Source organism: Rhodococcus sp. EPR-157, from assembly GCF_001647195.1.
Classification (GTDB): domain Bacteria; phylum Actinomycetota; class Actinomycetes; order Mycobacteriales; family Mycobacteriaceae; genus Rhodococcoides.
Map to the genome: position 1 here is coordinate 1 of NZ_LVCV01000312.1, position 18,787 is coordinate 18,787.

17 protein-coding genes and 1 pseudogene are annotated in these 18,787 nt (G+C 64.1%); 8 read left to right on the plus strand and 10 right to left on the minus strand.

Annotated elements, in window-relative coordinates; genetic code table 11:
- The 5 genes and pseudogenes from A2J03_RS14385 to A2J03_RS14405 all read left to right on the plus strand — a co-directional run.
- Positions 1 to 620: pseudogene (locus tag A2J03_RS14385) on the plus strand (PAS domain-containing protein); the annotation flags it as partial.
- Positions 621 to 699: 79 nt separating this feature from the next.
- A complete protein-coding gene (paaZ, locus tag A2J03_RS14390) occupies positions 700 to 2,727 on the plus strand; it encodes a phenylacetic acid degradation bifunctional protein PaaZ (protein WP_068375075.1) in 2,028 nt (675 codons plus the stop codon).
- Positions 2,724 to 3,041: an EthD family reductase gene (locus A2J03_RS14395; protein ID WP_068375078.1), complete on the plus strand. Its 318-nt coding sequence runs from the start codon at positions 2,724 to 2,726 to the stop codon at positions 3,039 to 3,041. Before paaZ ends, A2J03_RS14395 begins: the two co-directional genes overlap by 4 nt.
- Complete coding sequence (gene paaI, locus A2J03_RS14400; RefSeq protein WP_068375081.1) at positions 3,038 to 3,433, plus strand: hydroxyphenylacetyl-CoA thioesterase PaaI; 396 nt, start codon at positions 3,038 to 3,040, stop codon at positions 3,431 to 3,433. Before A2J03_RS14395 ends, paaI begins: the two co-directional genes overlap by 4 nt.
- Positions 3,434 to 3,463: 30 nt before the next feature.
- On the plus strand, positions 3,464 to 4,591 hold the full coding sequence (locus A2J03_RS14405; protein ID WP_068375083.1) for a PucR family transcriptional regulator: 1,128 nt from the start codon (positions 3,464 to 3,466) through the stop codon (positions 4,589 to 4,591).
- Here the strand turns inward: A2J03_RS14405 and A2J03_RS14410 are convergent.
- Positions 4,488 to 5,963, minus strand: coding sequence for an FAD-binding oxidoreductase (locus A2J03_RS14410; RefSeq protein ID WP_442971355.1), 1,476 nt, complete (start codon positions 5,961 to 5,963; stop codon positions 4,488 to 4,490). The two genes, A2J03_RS14405 and A2J03_RS14410, sit on opposite strands and share 104 nt — an antisense overlap.
- Before the next feature lie 296 nt (positions 5,964 to 6,259).
- Between A2J03_RS14410 and A2J03_RS14415 the strand changes: the two genes are divergently transcribed.
- Positions 6,260 to 7,561: an MFS transporter gene (locus tag A2J03_RS14415; protein WP_068375085.1), complete on the plus strand. Its 1,302-nt coding sequence runs from the start codon at positions 6,260 to 6,262 to the stop codon at positions 7,559 to 7,561.
- Between the two features lie 100 nt (positions 7,562 to 7,661).
- Here A2J03_RS14415 and A2J03_RS14420 read toward each other — a convergent pair whose 3' ends face one another.
- The 6 genes from A2J03_RS14420 to pdhA all read right to left on the minus strand — a co-directional run bounded on the left by A2J03_RS14420 (position 7,662) and on the right by pdhA (position 14,284).
- Positions 7,662 to 8,624, minus strand: a complete 963-nt coding sequence (locus A2J03_RS14420; protein ID WP_156520394.1) for a hypothetical protein — start codon at positions 8,622 to 8,624, stop codon at positions 7,662 to 7,664.
- A gap of 70 nt (positions 8,625 to 8,694) precedes the next feature.
- Positions 8,695 to 9,132, minus strand: coding sequence for an NAD(+)--rifampin ADP-ribosyltransferase (gene arr / locus A2J03_RS14425; protein ID WP_068375091.1), 438 nt, complete (start codon positions 9,130 to 9,132; stop codon positions 8,695 to 8,697).
- A gap of 361 nt (positions 9,133 to 9,493) precedes the next feature.
- Positions 9,494 to 10,861 (minus strand): dihydrolipoyl dehydrogenase, encoded by a 1,368-nt coding sequence (gene lpdA / locus A2J03_RS14430; RefSeq protein ID WP_068375094.1) that lies wholly within the window; start codon positions 10,859 to 10,861, stop codon positions 9,494 to 9,496.
- Entirely contained in the window at positions 10,858 to 12,171 is a 1,314-nt protein-coding gene (locus A2J03_RS14435; RefSeq protein WP_068375095.1) for a dihydrolipoamide acetyltransferase family protein, read from the minus strand. The genes lpdA and A2J03_RS14435 overlap by 4 nt, the downstream gene beginning before the upstream one ends.
- The gene (locus tag A2J03_RS14440) at positions 12,168 to 13,172 is read right to left on the minus strand and encodes an alpha-ketoacid dehydrogenase subunit beta (RefSeq protein WP_068375097.1); all 1,005 of its coding nucleotides are present in this window, start codon (positions 13,170 to 13,172) and stop codon (positions 12,168 to 12,170) included. Before A2J03_RS14440 ends, A2J03_RS14435 begins: the two co-directional genes overlap by 4 nt.
- Positions 13,169 to 14,284 carry a pyruvate dehydrogenase (acetyl-transferring) E1 component subunit alpha gene (gene pdhA / locus A2J03_RS14445; RefSeq protein WP_068375100.1) on the minus strand — a complete coding sequence of 372 codons (1,116 nt, stop codon included), beginning with the start codon at positions 14,282 to 14,284 and terminating at the stop codon, positions 13,169 to 13,171. The genes A2J03_RS14440 and pdhA overlap by 4 nt, the downstream gene beginning before the upstream one ends.
- A 158-nt stretch (positions 14,285 to 14,442) precedes the next feature.
- Here pdhA and A2J03_RS14450 point away from each other — a divergent pair, with 158 nt between their 5' ends.
- Complete coding sequence (locus A2J03_RS14450) at positions 14,443 to 14,928, plus strand: Lrp/AsnC family transcriptional regulator (RefSeq protein ID WP_068375103.1); 486 nt, start codon at positions 14,443 to 14,445, stop codon at positions 14,926 to 14,928.
- A gap of 74 nt (positions 14,929 to 15,002) precedes the next feature.
- Positions 15,003 to 15,545 carry a gamma carbonic anhydrase family protein gene (locus A2J03_RS14455; protein ID WP_068375106.1) on the plus strand — a complete coding sequence of 181 codons (543 nt, stop codon included), beginning with the start codon at positions 15,003 to 15,005 and terminating at the stop codon, positions 15,543 to 15,545.
- A gap of 131 nt (positions 15,546 to 15,676) precedes the next feature.
- On the opposite strand, the gene A2J03_RS14460 is transcribed toward A2J03_RS14455, so the two are convergent.
- The 3 genes from A2J03_RS14460 to A2J03_RS32065 form a co-directional block, all read right to left on the minus strand.
- On the minus strand, positions 15,677 to 17,077 hold the full coding sequence (locus A2J03_RS14460; protein WP_068375110.1) for an amino acid permease: 1,401 nt from the start codon (positions 17,075 to 17,077) through the stop codon (positions 15,677 to 15,679).
- On the minus strand, positions 17,074 to 18,012 hold the full coding sequence (locus A2J03_RS14465) for a universal stress protein (RefSeq protein WP_082897836.1): 939 nt from the start codon (positions 18,010 to 18,012) through the stop codon (positions 17,074 to 17,076). The genes A2J03_RS14460 and A2J03_RS14465 overlap by 4 nt, the downstream gene beginning before the upstream one ends.
- Positions 18,013 to 18,155: 143 nt before the next feature.
- The gene (locus tag A2J03_RS32065) at positions 18,156 to 18,776 is read right to left on the minus strand and encodes a phosphatase PAP2 family protein (RefSeq protein WP_068375112.1); all 621 of its coding nucleotides are present in this window, start codon (positions 18,774 to 18,776) and stop codon (positions 18,156 to 18,158) included.
- Between the last annotated feature and the right edge of the window lie 11 nt (positions 18,777 to 18,787).

Consider the following 18,787-nt stretch of genomic DNA (forward strand, 5'->3'; position numbering starts at 1 on the left):
TGTTCCGCTACGTCGATGTGGACGACGCCATGGGCGCCATCGGCGCTCTGCTTTCTCCTGCGCCCGAGGCCGGGCTCACGTGGAGCGGCCTGGCCACTGCCCCAGCCCTCGCGAGGAGTCCTCGGCTGCACCTTGTGTTCACCGCCACCGGAGACCAGTCGAACTGGCTCGGATTGGTGCATGCAGTGGAATCGGACTCCGTCGCTACCCCTCGGTTGGAATCGGCGGCATTCACGGCGCTCGGCGAGGTGTCGCCGCAGGTAGCGCTTGTGTTGATGGATCTCACCCACAACCGGCTCATCAGATGGCTCACCGATCCGGTGCCCTCGATTCAGTGGAAGGGCATCGTCGACGACCGGGACACTCCACACCCGGATGATGTGGAGCGGATCCTCGCGGCAGCATCGAGATTGTTCGAGGGGACGCACACGAGCGGCTCGGTCGACGGCATCCGACTCCGGCGTATCGGTGGTGGTTGGGCGGTGGTCGACGCTCGCGCCGCGTTGATGCCGAGGGAGAAGGGCGGGCCCGGGCTCATGCTGGTTCAGCTGGTGGTCGTAGGAACCGCGACGATCCGGACCCCGTCCCTGCCGACGACAGTGGCCATCCGAGTCTGCTGAACTGAATCCCTTCTTGACAATGCACCCGGGTACGGGCGATGGTAATTACCGACCGAACGTACGGTGAGATGGAGATGCTGTGAGCAGACTGCTGGAAAGCTACGCACAAGGACGATGGTTCGCTGCGAGCGACGAGGGAGCCCCGTTGCTCAGCGCACTCGACGGCACGGAGGTCGCCCGAATCTCCTCCACCGGGCTCGATGTCGCCGGCATGATCGAGTACGCCCGCAGTGTCGGCGGCCCAGCCCTTGCTGCACTGACCTTCCATGAACGCGCAGCCCTGCTGAAGCAGCTGGGTCTGACGCTGATGGCGGGCAAAGACGAGTTCTACGAAGTCTCGACGCTGACCGGCGCGACGACGCGCGACTCGGGCGTCGACATCGACGGAGGCTTCGGCACCGTTCTGAGCTACGCCAGCAAAGCGCGTCGGGAACTGCCGAACGACACCGTGTACCTCGACGGCGACATCGAGCAGCTCGGCAAGAAGGGAACGTTCCTCGGCCAGCACATCTACACTTCACGACAAGGTGTTGCGGTACAGATCAACGCATTCAACTTCCCCGTGTGGGGATTTCTGGAGAAGCTGGCGCCCGCGTTCATCGCCGGTGTGCCGTCGATCGTGAAGCCGGCGAGCCAGAGCGCCTACCTCACCGAGCTGGTGTTCCGACGCATCATCGAGAGTGGAATCCTGCCCGAAGGATCAGTCCAGCTGCTGTGCGGAAGTGCGAGGGGCATCATCGATCACCTCGGTGGCCAGGATTCCGTCGCGTTCACCGGTTCCGCCGACACCGCAGCGGTTCTCCGTGCTCACCCGAACGTCGTCGGTGAGGGCGTCCACTTCACGGCCGAAGCGGACTCGCTCAATGCGTCGATCCTCGGTTCCGATGTTGCACAGAGTGATCCGGAATTCGACCTGTTCGTCAAGGGCGTGTTCACCGAGATGACCGTCAAGGCGGGCCAGAAGTGCACGGCCATCCGCCGAGTCCTGGTCCCGCAGTCGATGGTCGACCCGGTTGTCGCGGCATTGTCGGCTCGTCTCGAGAAGGTTGTCGTCGGCGATCCCCGCACCGAGGGCGTCACGATGGGAGCGCTCGCCAGCATCGATCAGCGCGACGAGGTCCTGAAGTCGGTTCGCGGGCTGACCAAGTCCGCCTCGGTAGTCTTCGGCGATCCGGAGACGGTCGACCCGCGCCCCGGTGCGTTCATGGCCCCTGTTCTGCTGAAAGCAGGAGACGCGTCGGCTCCTGAGCCGCACGAGATCGAAGCGTTCGGACCGGTGTCGACGGTGATCGGCTACGAGAGCACGTCCGATCTGCTCGACCTCGTTGCGCGCGGCAAAGGTTCGCTCGTTGCGTCGCTGGTGACCAAGGATTCGGCGATCGCTCGCGAGGTGGTTCTGGGTTCGGCTCCCTACCACGGCCGAATTCTGGTGCTGAACAGCGAGGACGCGAAGGAATCGACCGGTCACGGATCCCCGTTGCCGGTGCTCGTTCACGGCGGACCCGGCCGTGCGGGTGGCGGTGAAGAGCTCGGCGGCATGCGCGGAGTGCTGCACCACATGCAGCGCACAGCAATTCAAGGCACGCCTGATGTGCTCACTGCAGTGGGCAACAAGTGGGTGACCGGATCGGCGCGCATCACCGGCGACGTACATCCCTTCCGGAAGGACCTCGGCGAACTCGCGCTCGGGGACACCATCGTCGGTGGACCCCGTCAGGTAACCCGTGCGGACATCGACCACTTCGCCGAGTTCACCGGCGACACGTTCTATGCGCACACCGATCCCGAAGCGGCAGCGGCCAATCCGCTGTTCGGCGGCATCGTTGCTCACGGCTACCTCGTGGTGTCGCTTGCTGCCGGTCTGTTCGTCGATCCCGCGCCGGGCCCGGTTCTCGCGAACTTCGGCGTCGACAACCTGAGGTTCCTGACGCCGGTCAAAGCCGAGGATTCGCTCACGGTGACCTTGACGGCCAAGCTGATCACACCCCGTCAGAGCGCAGACTACGGCGAAGTGCGTTGGGACGCCGTGGTCGTCAACCAAGAGGGCGAGCCGGTTGCAACGTACGACGTGCTGACCCTCGTCGCGAAGCCCGAGGCTGTGTCATGAGCATTCGAGTGGCCGTCTGCTACGGAGCGCCCGAGGACCCGGATGCATTCGATCGTCACTACGCCGATGTGCACGTGCCATTGGCTCGTGCAGTTCCCGGATTGGTCGACTTCACCTGGGGCACGCTGGACTCGCTCGACGATGCACCACCGCCGTACTACGCGATTGCCAGCCTGTTCTTCGCGGACGAGGCATCGCTGAAGGCCGGATTGGCGTCGACCGAGATGAAGGCCGCAGGCAAAGACCTGCGCAACTTCGCGACCGGCGGCGCCGTCATGTTCACCCAGACCGAGCGATCGGTGCTGCAGCCATGAGCGATTCGACGATTGCCCGGGAGATGTTCGAGGTCGACGCCGCGTCACGCAAACTCGGGATCGAATTGATCGAGCTGTCACCGGGCCACGCGAGAATGTCGATGGTCGTCACCGAGGACATGGTCAACGGCTATGCCATCACGCACGGCGGATACGTCTTCCTGTTGGCGGACACGACGTTCGCAATGGCGTGCAATTCTCACGACGACTCGGCCGTCGCGGCGCGGTGCGACATCCGCTATCTCCGTCCGACGAAGGCCGGTGACGTGCTGGTCGCCGACGCCGTCGAGCGTGCGAGGTTCGGCCGCAACGGCCTGTACGACGTGTCGGTGACATGCCGAGGCGAGCTGATCGCAGAATTTCGAGGCGACAGTCGCACCGTAGCGCGGTAGCGACACCACGCGTGGAAGTACTGTGAATCGGTGAGCACTGCGGATCTCTCGGCGTTGGCGGACGCAACCGCCACCGCGGTGGGCGGCGCTGTGTCGGTGATGGATCCACAGGGCTTCGTCATCGCGTACTCGTCCGTTCCGGGCCAGCCGATCGACGACGTGCGCCGCGACGGGATTCTCGGCAAGCAGGTCCCGGCCGAGTACATGGTGCATCACCTCGACCCAAACTTTCGGCGTAGCTCGAAAGTACACGTGGTCGACGTTCCCGGAGTGCTACCGCGACTGGCGGTGGCCGTGTCGGCCGATGCCGAGTATCTCGGCTCCATTTGGAGTATCGCTACCGGTGTTTCCCTACGTCCACCTGATTCCGGAGCAGTAGCGGCAATGACCCGTGCCGCAGCCGCAGCGGCGCCGCTGCTCTTGGCCCGGCGTCATCCGGCCGGTGCCGACAGTCCACGGGTGCGTGCGCTACTGACCGATCCCGATACCGTCACCCCGCCCGGCAGTCGCTACGCGGTGCTGGCCGCGAGGATCGATTCTGTGCAACCGGAGGCCGTGCTGGTGCAGCTGGCCGATCTGTTGGAGCTCACGTTCGGCAACACCGCGGATTCGGGCTGTGTCGTCGAGGATCGCACTGTCTTGTTGGTGCTGGCGTCGGAAGACGAACGTGGTTTCCTCGACGCCGCCGAGGATGTTCGACGAAAGGCGGAGGCGGCGTTCGGTGTATCGGTGACCTTCGCGATCGGCGGGCCCGAAGTCCGGCCCACAGTGGCACGCAGGCAGGCACTCTGGGTGCTCGGTGCGATCGGCGACGGCGTGACGACGACCTTCGAGCAGAATCGGGTGCCGGTCACTCTCCGTAGAGCGGGTGATGCACTCTCGGACCTGCCGTTGGCGATACCGGCCGTCGAGAAGATGCTTGCTTGCGACGCCGCCGAAGGTACCGAGTACGCCGCGACGGTGCTGGCGCTGTTGACGCACGAATCGAATGTTGCCGCCGCATCGGCATCGTTGTATCTGCACGCCAACACCTTTCGCTACCGACTGCGGCGGGTCAAAGACCTGTTCGGTCTCGATCTGGACGACGCGGACACTCGATTGCTGGTGTGGATGTCGTTACGGCTCGAGACCGGGCGGTTAGGACTTTTCCCGGATTGAGTAGATAGTGTGGGTCGAGTAGTTCCTTGATGCCGCGCTGCAGTTCCGCTGCGACCGAATCGAGCTCGGTTTCGAGGAGATCCCGTTTGAGCAGTCCGACTCCGTGCTCGCCGGTGATGGTTCCGCCGAGCGAGAGCGCGAATGCTGCGATCTCGTCGAATGCCCGATGTGCGGCCGTCAACGATGCCGGGTCCGTCGGATTGACGATGACCGTGGGATGGATGTTGCCGTCACCCGCGTGGCCGACGACGCCGATGATGATTCCGATGCGCTCGGCAATGCGTCCTACTTCGTCGATCATCGCGGCCAGCTGCGAAATAGGTACGGACACATCGTCGACCAATGGCGAACCCAGACGCTCGAGCGCGGGGTACGCCAAGCGACGGGCCTGAACGAGTTGCTCCGACTCGATCTCGTCCTCGGCGACAGCAACATCCGTCGCACCGGATTCGGTGCACAGCGCGGCGATGAGTTCCAGCTCCTGCACCGCGCCTGCGCCGATATCGGACTGGGCGATCAGTACGGCTGCGGCGTCGGTGCCGAAGTCCATACGCGCGTATGCGTCGATCGCGGCGATGGTGGTGCGGTCCAACAGCTCGAACAGGCTCGGCGTGATACCCGCGGCACGGATGCGCGTCACCGCCTCTCCCGCAGCGACGGTGGACGGAAAGGTCGCGGCCATCGTGAGCGGGGTGGCGGCCGGGAAGTCGAGGCCGACTGTGGCCTCGGTGATGATGCCGAGCGTGCCCTCTGATCCGACGAACAGGTCTGCCAGGGAGAGTCCGGCCACGCCTTTGACTGTGCGTCGACCGACGAAGGTGGCCCGGCCGTCGGCGAGCACGACGCGCAGACCGCGGACGAATCGGGCAGTGACGCCGTACTTCACGCAGCACAGACCCCCTGCATTGGTGGCGATGTTGCCACCGATGGTCGACGCCTCCCAGCTGGACGGGTCGGGCAGATACGTCAAGCCCTGCTGTTGGGCAGCCTCCTTGAGCTCCTTGTTGGTGACACCGGGTTGCACGACTGCGACGCGATTGACGACGTCGAGTTCGATGATCTTGTTCATGCGCCGGGTGTTGAGGGCAATGGCTCCGACGCTGGCATTCGCTGCCCCGGCCAGGCCGGTCAATGCTCCCTGTGGGACGACGGGAACGCGTTGCGCCGATGCGATATTCATGATGGCCTGTACGTCGGATTCCGTGGTCGGCAGTACCGCCGCCAGTGGCAGGGCAGATTCACAGAGAGCTGCCGAGTCGTGTCGGTAGCTCTCGAGGATATCCGGGTCGGTCACCACCGCATCGGTGCCGAGCGCACACATCAGTTCGTCGATGATCGCAGTATCGAGTTCGGGAATTGCCGGCACAGCCATGAGTTCGAGTATGGCCTTCCGGCACTGTCGCTGTCTGCGTCGTTTCGGACGAATCCTGGTGCTTCGATCGGTAGATTTCGACGAACTTGTAGGTCGCCACGCTCGTCATGGCCTGCGACACCTTGACAAACCATCGTGTCGACAGTCACAGTGATTACCGACCGAATGGACGGTGAGTTATAGCTGCTTTTCGGTCGCCGAGATTGGTCGTTCTTCACCCTCGCCCCGCCCCACGACACTCCGAATTGCCGCTCTCATGTCCGAGCGCCAGAACCCGAACGAAACGAGACAAGTCGATGTCAACACAGGTCGAGACGCCCACCGGGGTGTCGCGTGAGCATCGCCGCGCCGCGATGGCCAGCATGGTCGGAACCACTGTCGAGTGGTACGACTTCTTCATCTACGCGCAGGCAGCGTCGCTGATCTTCGCCCAGTTGTTCTTCGCACCCATGGGGTCGTCCGGGCAGCTCGTCGCCTACGTCACCATCGGCATCAGTTTCGTCTTCCGCCCCCTCGGGGCCATCGTCGCCGGCTACTTCGGTGACAAGATCGGACGCAAGAAGGTCCTCATCGCGACCCTCACGCTGATGGGTGCTGCCACCGTGGGTATGGGTCTGCTCCCCACGTACGCGACCATCGGCATCTGGGCCCCGATCATCCTGATCGTGCTGCGAATCCTGCAGGGATTCTCCACCGGTGGTGAATGGGGCGGCGCAGCGTTGATGGCCGTCGAACACGCGCCGAAGGGCAAGCGTGGAATCTACGGCGCAGCAACCCAGATGGGTGTCCCCCTCGGCATGCTCATCGCGGTAGGAACGTTGGCGCTGTGCACCGGTCTGCTCAGTGAGGAGCAGTTCGAGGCCTGGGGCTGGCGCATACCGTTCCTCATCAGCTTCGTGCTGATCCTCGTCGGTTTCTACATCAGGCGCCGCGTCGAGGAAACTCCGGTGTTCAAGGAGCTCTCAGAACGCAAGGAGCGCAACCACACTCCGGTCCGCGCACTGTGGCGTACCAACAAGAAGCAGGTCATGCTGGCTGCACTGTCGTTCATCGGCACCAACGGCAACGGCTACATCATCGTCGGCGGATTCATCGTGGCGTACTCGACGCGTGAACACGGACTCGCCCGAGTCGACGTGTTGGTCGCCAGCCTGTTCGCGGCCGTCGTCTGGGGAGTGTTCACCTTGCTCGGGGCGCATCTGTCCGATCGCTACGCCCGCACCACCATCATGAACCTCGGCAACGCGGCAATGGTGTTGTGCGCCATTCCGTTCTTCCTGCTCGTCGACACCGGTGAGCTGCATTGGATCTACCTGGCCCTCGGGTTGTTCGCCGTCGGACTCGGCCTCTCCTACGGACCGCAGCCGGCCCTGTATGCCGAGATGTTCCCCGCTGCAGTTCGATTCAGTGGTGCATCCATCGGCTACGCGATCGGCACCGTGCTCGGTGGAGCGTTCGTCCCGACCATCTCCGAGGCGCTGTTCAAGGGAACCGGCACCTCGATGTCGATCTCGATCTACCTGATGATCCTCGCGGCCATCTCCTTCGTGGCGACCTCGCGCATCAAGAACCGCCGAGACGAGGATTTGAACGTCTGACGCATTTCGTGTCGAAAGCCCCGGAACCATCATGGTTTCGGGGCCTTCGTCTCTAGGTGGATAGGTACGAGAGGCGACCAGCCGACTGCTGTAGGGCTGGTCAGGGGCCGTCCAGACTGGGTTCTTCCGCCTCCATCAATTGGACGTCGTCGGGCGACAGAATCTCGTTCGGATCGTATTCCTTGGTCAGTTGGCTGGTTTCGGCCGAGTTCGGCTCGGCACCAAGGACGATCTGCAGGCCCCGCGTCAAAGGTTCGGTCAACTCGGACGGCCCGATGGTCTCGGCGAAGGCCGCGCCGACCGCGTCTGCGGCAAGAATTTCACCGAGGACCGACGGGGACAGGTCGATATCGTGCCCGGCGACGTCGGATGACGTCGTGCACGACTGAAAGTAGATTGGGACTATCGATTGTGCAGTTTCCCACTGGCTCTCCAGGCCAGCATCAACGGCGGCGGCACGCAGTTGGGCACGTATCGCCGCTGCATCCGATACCCGCATCGGCGGTGCATCGCGAACCGACTCGACGTATTGTTCGTACCCGTCGCCGGCGAACTCTTCGACCACCTCGATGACGGATGCCCAAGTCGGTCCGAGCATTTGATTCAGACTCTGCTCAGTGACCTCGAACGTCGAGATATGTCGCGCGTCAGCGGCGTAGTACTCCGCGGTGTCGCGAATGGGATCCAAGCCGTTTTCCGGGCTGGGAGCCGCTACCCATAGGGCTTCGGCAATGGACGCGTCACCGGGGACAGTGCTTGCACGGTCTGCGGCCTGACTGGACGTAAGCTGCCCATCGACAGCAAGGTCAGGCCCCGGCACGATGCCGTTGACCAGCAGAAACTCCCCCGCAGTCCTGGAGAGCTCCGTCAACCGACGAGCCGGGTCGACGTTCTTGTCCGCGGGACTATCAGGTGCGCAGGTGTTCCCGCGGAGATACGGATCGGCAACGGCTTCTGCTGGGGGTTGTTCTGCTGCAGTGTGGCCATCTCCGCATGCACCCAGTGCGGCCAAAACCACGACTCCACAAGCGAGCGACACGAGCCTGGAGCGACGAAAGACCATCAGCGAAGCATATGGCCAACAAATACCCAGCGCGTACCGATCCATACCTAGCAAGCAGCGGGCTGAGTGTCTAGTCGTAGATGATGTCGGCTCCCGTTCGCCTCAGTTCTTCCAGGCCTGCCCGGAACTGGTCGAGGTATTCGGGGGAGTGCCCGACCCAGTCGAGCATCTCTCCGACTATCTTCACCGGGTTCGGGCTCCGGAAGGAGTGAGTCGGGTTGCCGGGGAACTTCTTGTCGGTGACGTTCGGGTCGTCTTCGACATCGCCGTCCGGCTCGACGATGTACACCCGGGGACGTCCCGGTCCGGTCGCCATCTCTGCCGCGAGAACCGCGTTGTCCAACACTTTCGTCATGTAGATGTTGTTCGAGATCAGCTCGGAACGGTAATTGGAGCGATACCCCGGTCTGAGAAAGTCCCCGACTTGCAGGTCGGCTTTGGTGCCGTGAAAATACGCGCCCGATTCGTGTAGCTGGAACTGCGGTGGTGTGTCTGCGATGTCTGCCATCGATAGCCCCCTCGTGTGGTGATGTGCCGGACGAGTGTGCACGCCGTAAGGGGTCTTGCCGCAAGCCCCTATCACGCAGTTACAGTGAAGAGGGATAGAAAACAGCCCGGGGTGGGCGCCGCCAACCCCGGCGCGCGTCAGCACTATCTCGACTGTTCGACGTGGGCACTGAAACACCCTGCAGTCCAATAGCTGCCGTCCCTGGTGTCTGGATTTCTTGGGGCCTCCGACGAGAGCGAAGTACGCGGGAGCTGGTCGTCCTGGCATTCTATGTTCTGTTCTGCCTGTCGCAATGGTCGATGCGTACCCGTTCGAGAAGATCGAGAGCATGTAGGCAGCTGACCAGTCGCTCGAGCTCGAGTTATCCGTGCGTATGCAGCGGCCGTCCCGACAGCGCCATCATCGCCTCACCGAGTGCCTCGTTCTGCGTGGGGTGAGCGTGCACGAAGCTGCCGACCTCCGACGGCAATGCTTCCCATGCGACCGCGAGTTGCGCCTCGCCGATCAATTCACCCACCCGGTCGCCGACAAGATGGACGCCGACGACCGGGCCGTCCTCGCGTGCGCGAATCACCTTGACTCCGCCCGCGGTGGAGAGGATTCGGCTCTTGCCATTGCCACCGAGGTCGTAGACCACGGACGTGACGGTGCCGTACTTCTCCTCCGCTGCCTTCTCTGTGAGTCCCACCGACGCGACCTCGGGATGCGAATACGTCACTCGCGGAACGACATCGCCGTCGATCCTGGCTGGCTTCAGCCCCGCGATGTGTTCGGCGACAAATATGCCATGCTGAAAACCACGATGCGCCAGCTGATATCCAGCCACGATGTCGCCGACGGCATAGACGCCCTCCGTGCTGGTGAGCAGATTCTCGTCCACGCTGACGAAACCGCGCTCGGTGGCGATGCCCTGCTCTGCCAGGCCCAGCCCTTCGGTGCGGGGACCGCGGCCGACGGACACCAGGACGAGATCGGCCGAGAGGGTGTCGCCGGATGACATAGCCACCGCGACGTCGTCGGCGGACTCGGTGACGGTCTCGACTTTGGTTCCGGTACGAATGTCGATGCCGCGCTTGCGTAATGCTTTGGTCAACTGCTTCGAGGACCATTCGTCTTCACCCGGAACGATGCGATCGAGTGCCTCGACGACGGTGACCTTGGCGCCGAACGAGGCCCAGATACTGGCGAATTCGATCCCGATCACACCACCGCCGAGGACAATGACCGACTCCGGTACCCGGTCCAGCGACAACGCGTCGTCACTGGTGAGCACCCGCGGCCCCAGATCGATTCCCGGAACGGTGCGCGAATAAGACCCGGTGGCGAGAACCAGCGAGGACCCGGTGATACGTCGACCCTCCACTTCGACGGTGCGAGGACCGACCACCTGGCCACGGCCGGAGACGATCTCGATGCCCGGACGCTTCAGCAAGCCCTGCAGTCCGGCGTACAGGCCAGCGACCACGCTGCGCTGATAGTCCAGAGCCGCAGGCATATCCACACCCGTCAACGATGCCGTGACGCCGACATGCGCCGAGCCGCGCACCGCGTCGGCCACCTCGGCGGTGTGCAGCAGCGCCTTGGTGGGTATGCACCCGCGGTGCAGGCATGTGCCGCCGAGTTTGTCCTCCTCGACCAGCGCAACGGTGAGACCGAGTTGCTCGGCGCGCAGCGCACACGAGTAGCCGCCCGAGCCGCCTCCGAGAATGACGATGTCGACATCGCTCATCGGACGCCGCCCAGCGCGAGAACGGGGTTTTCGATGTAGTCGGCGACGGTGCGAAGGAACCCGCCCGCCACTCCGCCGTCGCACACGCGGTGATCGAAGGCGAGCGCGAGCTGGGCGACTTTCCGAACCACGAGTTGGCCGTCGACGACCCAGGGGCGGTCGATGATGCGTCCGATACCGAGGATCGCGGCCTCGGGGTGATTGATGATCGCGGCGGAACCGTCGACCCCGAACACGCCGTAGTTGTTGAGGGTAAAGGTGCCACCGGTCAGTCTCGCCGGCGGAAGTGAGCCGGTGCGTGCGAGATCCGTCATTTCAGCGAGCCGTTCAGCGAGTTCGCGCAGATCGGCCTTGTCGGCCTGCGGCACCACAGGAACCATCAATCCGCGATCGGTCTGCGCGGCTATGCCGAGTCCAACGTTCTCGTATCGGAGGATCTCGCCGGCGGCGGTGTCGACGGTGCTGTTGAGCTCCGGGAACTTCGCCAACGCGATCATCGTCAGCTTCGCCAGCACCGACAGCAGGGAGATCTTGACGCCGTCGATCGACGCATCGAGGTCACGGCGTGCCTGGAGGAGCGCGGTGGCGTCGACGTCGACCCAGACGGTGGCCTCCGGGATTTCGGTTCGGCTCCGAGTCAGCTTGTCGGCGATGACCTTACGAATGCCGGTGATGGGAATGCGGGTGATTCCGGCATCGGTGTGCGTGGGGGTAGCGAGTGCGCGTTCGACGTCGGCTCGGGTGATGATGCCGTGTGTGCCAGCGGTCTCGATGTGGTCCAGCGAGAGCCCGCCGTCCAGTGCCAGCATGCGGACTATGGGTGAGAGGACTCTTGCCGCGGTGTTCTGGGCCTCCGGCCCAGTGGCACGGTTAAGTGCACTCTGGGACGCATTGCCGTGCCACTGCGGCGGAGCCGCCTTCGATGCGAGCGGCGGAGCCGCCTCGGATGCGTGCGCGCGGCGCCGACGCCTTCCGGCGGGCCCGTGGCCGGTTCCGTATCCGATGAGCACGTTGCCGGATCCGGCGCGTTCCTCTTGGCGGTACTGCTCGTGCGCTGCCGGGGTGCTCGCGGCACCGGTGATACTGATCAGTGGCTTCCCGACCGGCACCACGTCCCCCTCCGCGCCGTGCAACGCTGAGACGACGCCCTCGAACGGGCAGGGAACCTCGACCGACGCCTTGGCTGTTTCTACCTCGACGACGACCTGATCGATCGTGACGGTATCGCCCGCCTGGACCTTCCATTCGACGACGACGGCGTCGGTAAGGCCCTCGCCGAGGTCGGGAAGCATGAAGACCTGCTCGGTCATACCGATACCGCCTTGCTTAGGTCGGGGGTGTCGTTCCACTGCAGGCGCTCGATGGCGTCGAGGACTCGATCAGCAGACGGAAGGTGGAAGTGTTCGAGTTTCGGTGCGGGATAGGGGATGTCCAACCCGCCGACCCGTAGAACCGGTGCATGTAGGTGGTGGAAGCACCGTTCCTGCACCCGTGCTGCGATCTCGGCGCCCACTCCGGCGAAACTCTGGGCTTCCTGAACCACGACGCACCGGCCGGTCTTGCGCACCGAAGCGGCAACGGTGGCGTCGTCGAACGGACTGAGCGATCGAAGGTCGACGACCTCGACGTTCCGTCCGTCCTCGGCCGCGAACTCCGCTGCCTGCAACGCAACCGAGACGGTAGGCCCGTAGGCGAGGATCGTCACGTCGGTTCCGGGGCGACGAACGACAGCGGTACCGATCGGCTCGGTTTTGGTCAGCTCGATATCGTCCTTGGAGAAGTACAACCGCTTCGGTTCGAGGAAGATCACCGGATCGGGATCTGCGATGGCGTCCCGCATCAGCGAGTACGCGTCCGCGACGGTCGACGGAGATACGACCTTCAGTCCGGGGGTGTGCGCGTAGTACGCCTCGGAGGAGTCGCAGTGATGCTCGACGCCACCGATGCCACCCGCGAACGGAATTCGGATCACCATCGGAGCCGTCAACGATCCACGGGTGCGGTTCCGCAATTTGGCTACGTGCGAGACGATCTGTTCGAAGGCCGGGTACGCGAAGGCGTCGAACTGCATCTCGACGACCGGCTTGTACCCCGACATCGCCATTCCGATCGCAAAACCCACGATGCCGGACTCGGCGAGTGGGGTGTCGAAGCAGCGGTCGTCGCCGAAATCGCGCGTCAACCCGTCGGTGACGCGAAAGACGCCGCCGAGTGTTCCGACATCCTCGCCGAACACGACGACCTTCTCGTCCTCGGTCAAGGCGTCGCGCAGTGCGGCGTTGAGCGCTCCGGCCATGGTCATCGAGGTCATGACAGTTCTCCTGCTGCAATTTCGGCGGCGATCTGCTCGCGCTGTTCGAGCAATGCTGGAGTGGGGGTGGAGTAGACGAACCGGAACAGATCCTCCGGGTCGACGCTCTGTTCGACGTTCATTCCCGCGCGCAGTGCCGCGGCGTCGGCGTCGGCGGAGGTGGTCATCTGCTCGCGGAGGTCGTCGGTGAGAACACCCCTGGCGTCGAGGTAGGAATCGAGGCGAGAGAGGGGATCTCGGGCAAGCCATCCTTCGACCTCGCCGGCTTTGCGATATCTGGTGGCATCGTCGGCATTGGTGTGTGCGTCCATGCGGTAGGTGTGCGCTTCGACCACCACCGGACCCCGGCCCGCGCGAACGTAATTCACGGCCTCGTCCATGACGGACATCATCGCGATCGGATCGTTCCCGTCCACCTGTTCGCTGCCGATTCCGTAACCGACGCCCTTGTGTGCCAGAGACGGCGCGGCGCTCTGCCGAGCCAGCGGAACGCTGATCGCAAATCCGTTGTTCTGCACCAGAAATATCACTGGAGCACGGAAGACCGCAGCGAAGTTGAGAGCTTCGTGGAAGTCGCCCTCACTCGTTGCACCGTCGCCGCAGAAGGCCAGTGCGATCGTGTCGCGCCCCTGCTTTGCTTCGGCGTATGCGAACCCGGTAGCGTGCAGCAGTTGCGTTGCGAGCGGGGTGCATTGAGGTGCAACGTGATACTGCTTCGGGTCGTACCCGCAGTGCCAATAGCCGGCGAGCATTCCGAGCAGTTCGACCTGGTCCACACCGCGTGCCGCGAGGGCCATCGAGTCGCGGTAGGTCGGGAACATCCAATCCTGCTCGCCCAGGCACAGCGCCGCCGCGATCTGGCACGCTTCCTGTCCACGCGCAGACGGGTAGACCGCCAGCCTTCCCTGCTTGGTCAGAGCGGTTGCCTGCTGATCGAATCGGCGGCCGTGCACCATCGCGCGGTACATCTCGAGCAACCGATCGTCCGATGTGCGGGCGTATCGGGCCGCGCTCTCGACGCCGGTGCCGTCGGGCGCCAGATACTGCACCGGGTGCTCGGCAGGCATGAACCGCTGGTACGACGCGGCCGCGTTCGTCTCGACAGTCGTCATAGAACACTCTCCTGGTATCGACTTTGTACAGCGATTCTGGCGCAATTGGATATCGATGAGTCGATGCGCCGTAGCATTGCAGACGTATGGTCGAGATTGTGTCGATTCTGATGCAATCGTCTGGTGCAATGCCGGAATGAGCACGTGGGAGCGGACGTATGGACGACGTGGCAAAACGAGTCGAACTCGACGACGTGGATCGCCGAATTCTCGACGAGTTGTCGAGCGATGGACGGATCTCGATGCGAGTGCTGGCCGAACGGCTCAATCTCTCTCGCGCGCACACGTATACGAGGGTGGATCGTCTGAAGGATTCGGGAGTCATCGAACGCTTCACGGTGCAGGTCGATCACGCGGTGGCGGGGCTCGGTACGTCGGCCTTCATCGCCATGTCCATCAGGCAGGATTCGTGGCGTTCGGTGTCGGACCGCTTGCGGTCGATGCCGTTCGTGGATCACTTCAGCCTGCTCGGCGGAGATTTCGACGTGCTCGTTCTTGTGCGCACCCCGGACAACGAAACCCTGCGGCACGTGGTCCTCGAAGGACTCCAGGCACTGGACGGGGTGCGCTCGACTCGAACGTGGTTGATCTTCGACGAGGCGCGGGGCGGGTTGAGCGAACCGATACCTCAGACCGGCCGGTAGTCGGGTCGGTAGTGTCGTCGACTGCGCAGTTTCCAGCGATTGCACAGTGCTCTGCCTATGAAGGGAAGCAACTTATGACTGATGATCGGACGACCGTAGGACCGCTCTGGGCGCTCGAGGGAGGACGCCCGACGGTCGACCCGGAGGCCTGGGTTGCACCTACCGCGACGGTAGTGGGTCGCGTGAGCGTCGAGGCGTCGTCAGGAATCTGGTACGGCGCTGTACTGCGAGCCGAGTTCGAGGACATCACGATCGGCGAGGGCAGCAATCTTCAGGACGGCGTGGCCGCGCACGTCGACCCAGGGTTCCCGTTGACGGTCGGGAAGAACGTGAGCGTCGGGCACAACGCGGTGCTGCACGGGTGCACGATCGGCGACGGCAGCCTCGTCGGCATGGGCGCTATCGTCATGAACGGCGCGGTCATCGGCGAAGGCAGCTTGGTCGCAGCCGGTGCTCTCGTTCTCGAAGGCACGCAAGTTCCGCCGCGATCTCTGGTTGCGGGTGTGCCGGCCAAGATCCGTCGTGAACTCACCGAGGAGGAGGTCGGGCACAACGGGCTCAACGCTGCGGTGTACCGAGAATTGTTGAAGCAGCACCGATCGGCAAAACCTGTGTAGTGGGGGCGCTCCGCGCCCAGTGGCACGGTTGAGTGCAACCCAATGCACTTAACCGCGCCACTGCGGCGGAGCCGCACGGGCCCACTGCGGCGGAGCCGCAGGAGCCGCGGAGCCGCGTTAGCCCAGGAGCCCTACACGTTCAGGCGAGAATGATGCCGCGAGTACGTGAAGTACAAGACCGTCGTCAGGGCCAGCCAGATCGCGAACAGCAGCCAGGTCTCCCAGTGCAGCGTCGAGATCAGGTACAGGCACGCGAGGATCGACAGAACTGGCAACACGGGGTACAGCGGCACTCGGAACCCGCGCTCCAGATTGGGTTCACGTCGACGCAGAATGATGACGCCCGCAGACACGACCGTGAACGCGACGAGCGTCCCCATGCTCACCAAATCGGCGAGGAAGTCGAGCGGTAGCAGCCCCGCCATCAGCGAGACCACGATGGCCACGATGATGGTATTGGGTATGGGGCTCAACGTTTTCGGGCTCACGTCGGAGAAGATCTCCGGGATCATGCCGTCCCGACTCATCGCGAACAGCACCCGGGTCTGACCGTAGAGCGTGACGAGCGTGACCGAGAAGATCGACACGACAGCTCCTGCGGACAGAATGATCGACGGCCAGTCCGTACCGGTGACGTTCTGCAGGATCTCCGACAGTCCGGCTTCCTGGCCTTCGAACTCGGTGTATTTCTGTGCGCCGATGGCCGCGAACGTGACGACCAGGTAGATGACCGTGACGACGATCAGCGCGGTGATGAGCGCGATCGGCAGCGTCCTCTTCGGATTCTCGACCTCCTCGCCCGCCGTCGACACGGCGTCGAGTCCGATGAAGGTGAAGAAGATCATGCCCGACGCGGCCCCGATGCCCGCAACTCCGAAGGGCGCGAACGGCTCGAGGTTGGAGATGTCGAAGCCGAAGAATGCAATGACGGCGAACATTGCAAGGACGCCGATCTTGGTGACCACCATGATCGCGTTGACGCGAGCGGATTCGCTGGTGCCGCGAATGAGCAGTAGCGCACACAGGGCGACCAGAACGATTGCCGGAACGTTGATCCCGAATCCGAGTCCGTCACCGGGCGCGTGGCTCAGCACGTCCGGAATCTGAAAGCCGAACAGGCGGTTCAACAAATCGTTCAGGTACTGACTCCACAGCACCGACACTGCAGCCGTGGACACGCCGTACTCGAGAATGAGACATGCACCGACCAGCAGCGCGACGAACTCACCGAGAATTGTGTACGCGTAGGTGTACGTCGACCCCGACGCCGGGATGCTCGACGCCAATTCCGCGTAGCAGAGGGCCGTGAGTCCCGCCGTGATCGCGGCGAGAATGAACGAGAAGATCACCGCCGGACCCGCCAACGGCACCGCGTTGCTGAAGATGAAGAAGATACCGGTGCCGACGGTCGACCCGACGCCGATGCACGTCAGCTGGAACGTGTTCATGCTCCGCTTCAGCTGCGTACCACCGTGGTCGGATTCGAGGGCAGCGATGTCGCCGATCGGCTTGCGCCGCAGCAGTGTACTCATTGATCCTCCGTAGTGGTGCCGGCATGCAGTGAACTGCCGCGGGGTACGACGAGCATCGGCACGCGAGCGTACCGAATGATTTTCGACGCCGAGGAGCCGAGGAAGACCCGGGCCAATGGCCCGAGGCGGGACGAACCGACGACGAGGAGGTCGGTGTCGGTGAAGGCGGCCGCATCGACCGCTGCCTCCCAGCCGTTTCCGGCGACCGTTGCAGTGTCGACGACCAGGCCGGGCCGGGACGATTCGAGAGCGGCTCGGGCCTGCCCGAGAAGAGTGTCGGCCTGCTCCTTCCACCGCGCGCTCACCACGTCCTCGGCGCCGTACCCGCCGAGGGGAGGGAAAGTGGTGGAGGCGCGGGGTGCGAACGCGATGAGTCGCAATGGGAGCGACCAGGCATCGGCAAGAGTCGACGCCGTCCGCAGCGCGTCCTCCGATTGAGCCGTTCCCACGTAGGCGCAGCTGATGCGATCGAGGGGCTTCACCGATTCGCGGGTGCCGATCGGTGCGAGCGCCAACGGCACGGCGCAGGAATGCAGCAGTGAATCGGTCGTGCTGCCCGGTGCGAACCGTCCCGGTGTGCCTGCGGTGGAACCCAATACGACGATGTCCGCGTGGTACTGCTTGGCTACCTCGTTCAGTCCGGCGCTTTCGGCTGTGTTGCTGGTATAGAACGCAGCGGGGTCGGCGGGCGTGAGCCCCAACTCGCCGATCGCGCTCTCCGCAGCCTTCACGGCGGCGACGCCCCGCTCGGCGAGCCAGCGCTGGTATTCGGCATCGACCCTGGCCATCGACGGGAACGGCCACGACTGCGGGAGAACCGTGCAGGCCTGGACCGCGACGTCCCCCGAGGCCGCAAGCCTCGCGGCGAGCGCAAGTGCGTCGCGTCCCGAGTCGTCGGGAACCCACCCGACCATCGCACTGATACTGATCCCCATATGCGCCTTTCGTGGGACGAGCAGCAAGATCAGCTCAGTATGGGACCGAGGCCGCTCTCGCGCAGCGGAAGTGCCAGTGCGTGCAGGGGAGTCGTGCAGTCAGCCGTGTGAGGCTGCCTGGTGGTTAGGTTCGAGACGGTCGCTCACCAAGTTCCGGATCGGAGGGAACGACAAGAGGGCCCACAGCGCGAGGAGGCCAGCAGCGACGTCGATCGGGTGCCGCGACGTCGATCGGGTAATGCACGCCGAGGTAAAGCCGGGAGGTAGCGACCGCGAGCGCGAACAACACCGACGCTGTGCGGGCGACCCGCCGCACCGCTGCGCCTACCCGGACGGTGAGCCGCAGCTACGGCGGTGTGCCCGGACGGGAACGACCACACGGTGTCGGGGCTCATCAGCCACAGTCGTTGCGGGGGACGGGGTTCGCGGATGACGTACTTCGCGATCGTGGACACCACAAGGGTTCCTGCCATCACTGCCAGCGCCCGAACCGCATCGACTCGTCGCCCTGTTCTGAAGAACCAGGCCGCCACGCCGATCGCCACCACGACTCCGACGACGGGTTGTGCACAGTCGGTGGCCACTTCGGCGAGGACGGTGGCCCAGCCGGTGCGATGGGTGGAGATACGGTCGTGGAACCGAATGCCGGCCTCGGTCGCTGCATCGGAGGATGCAACAGCACCGATGGTGACCGGGTGCGCCTTCGTAAACGAAGTCCGCGAGCAGGCTGACCGTGCCGAATGCCACGACGAACCGCCACGCACCCATTGCGGGC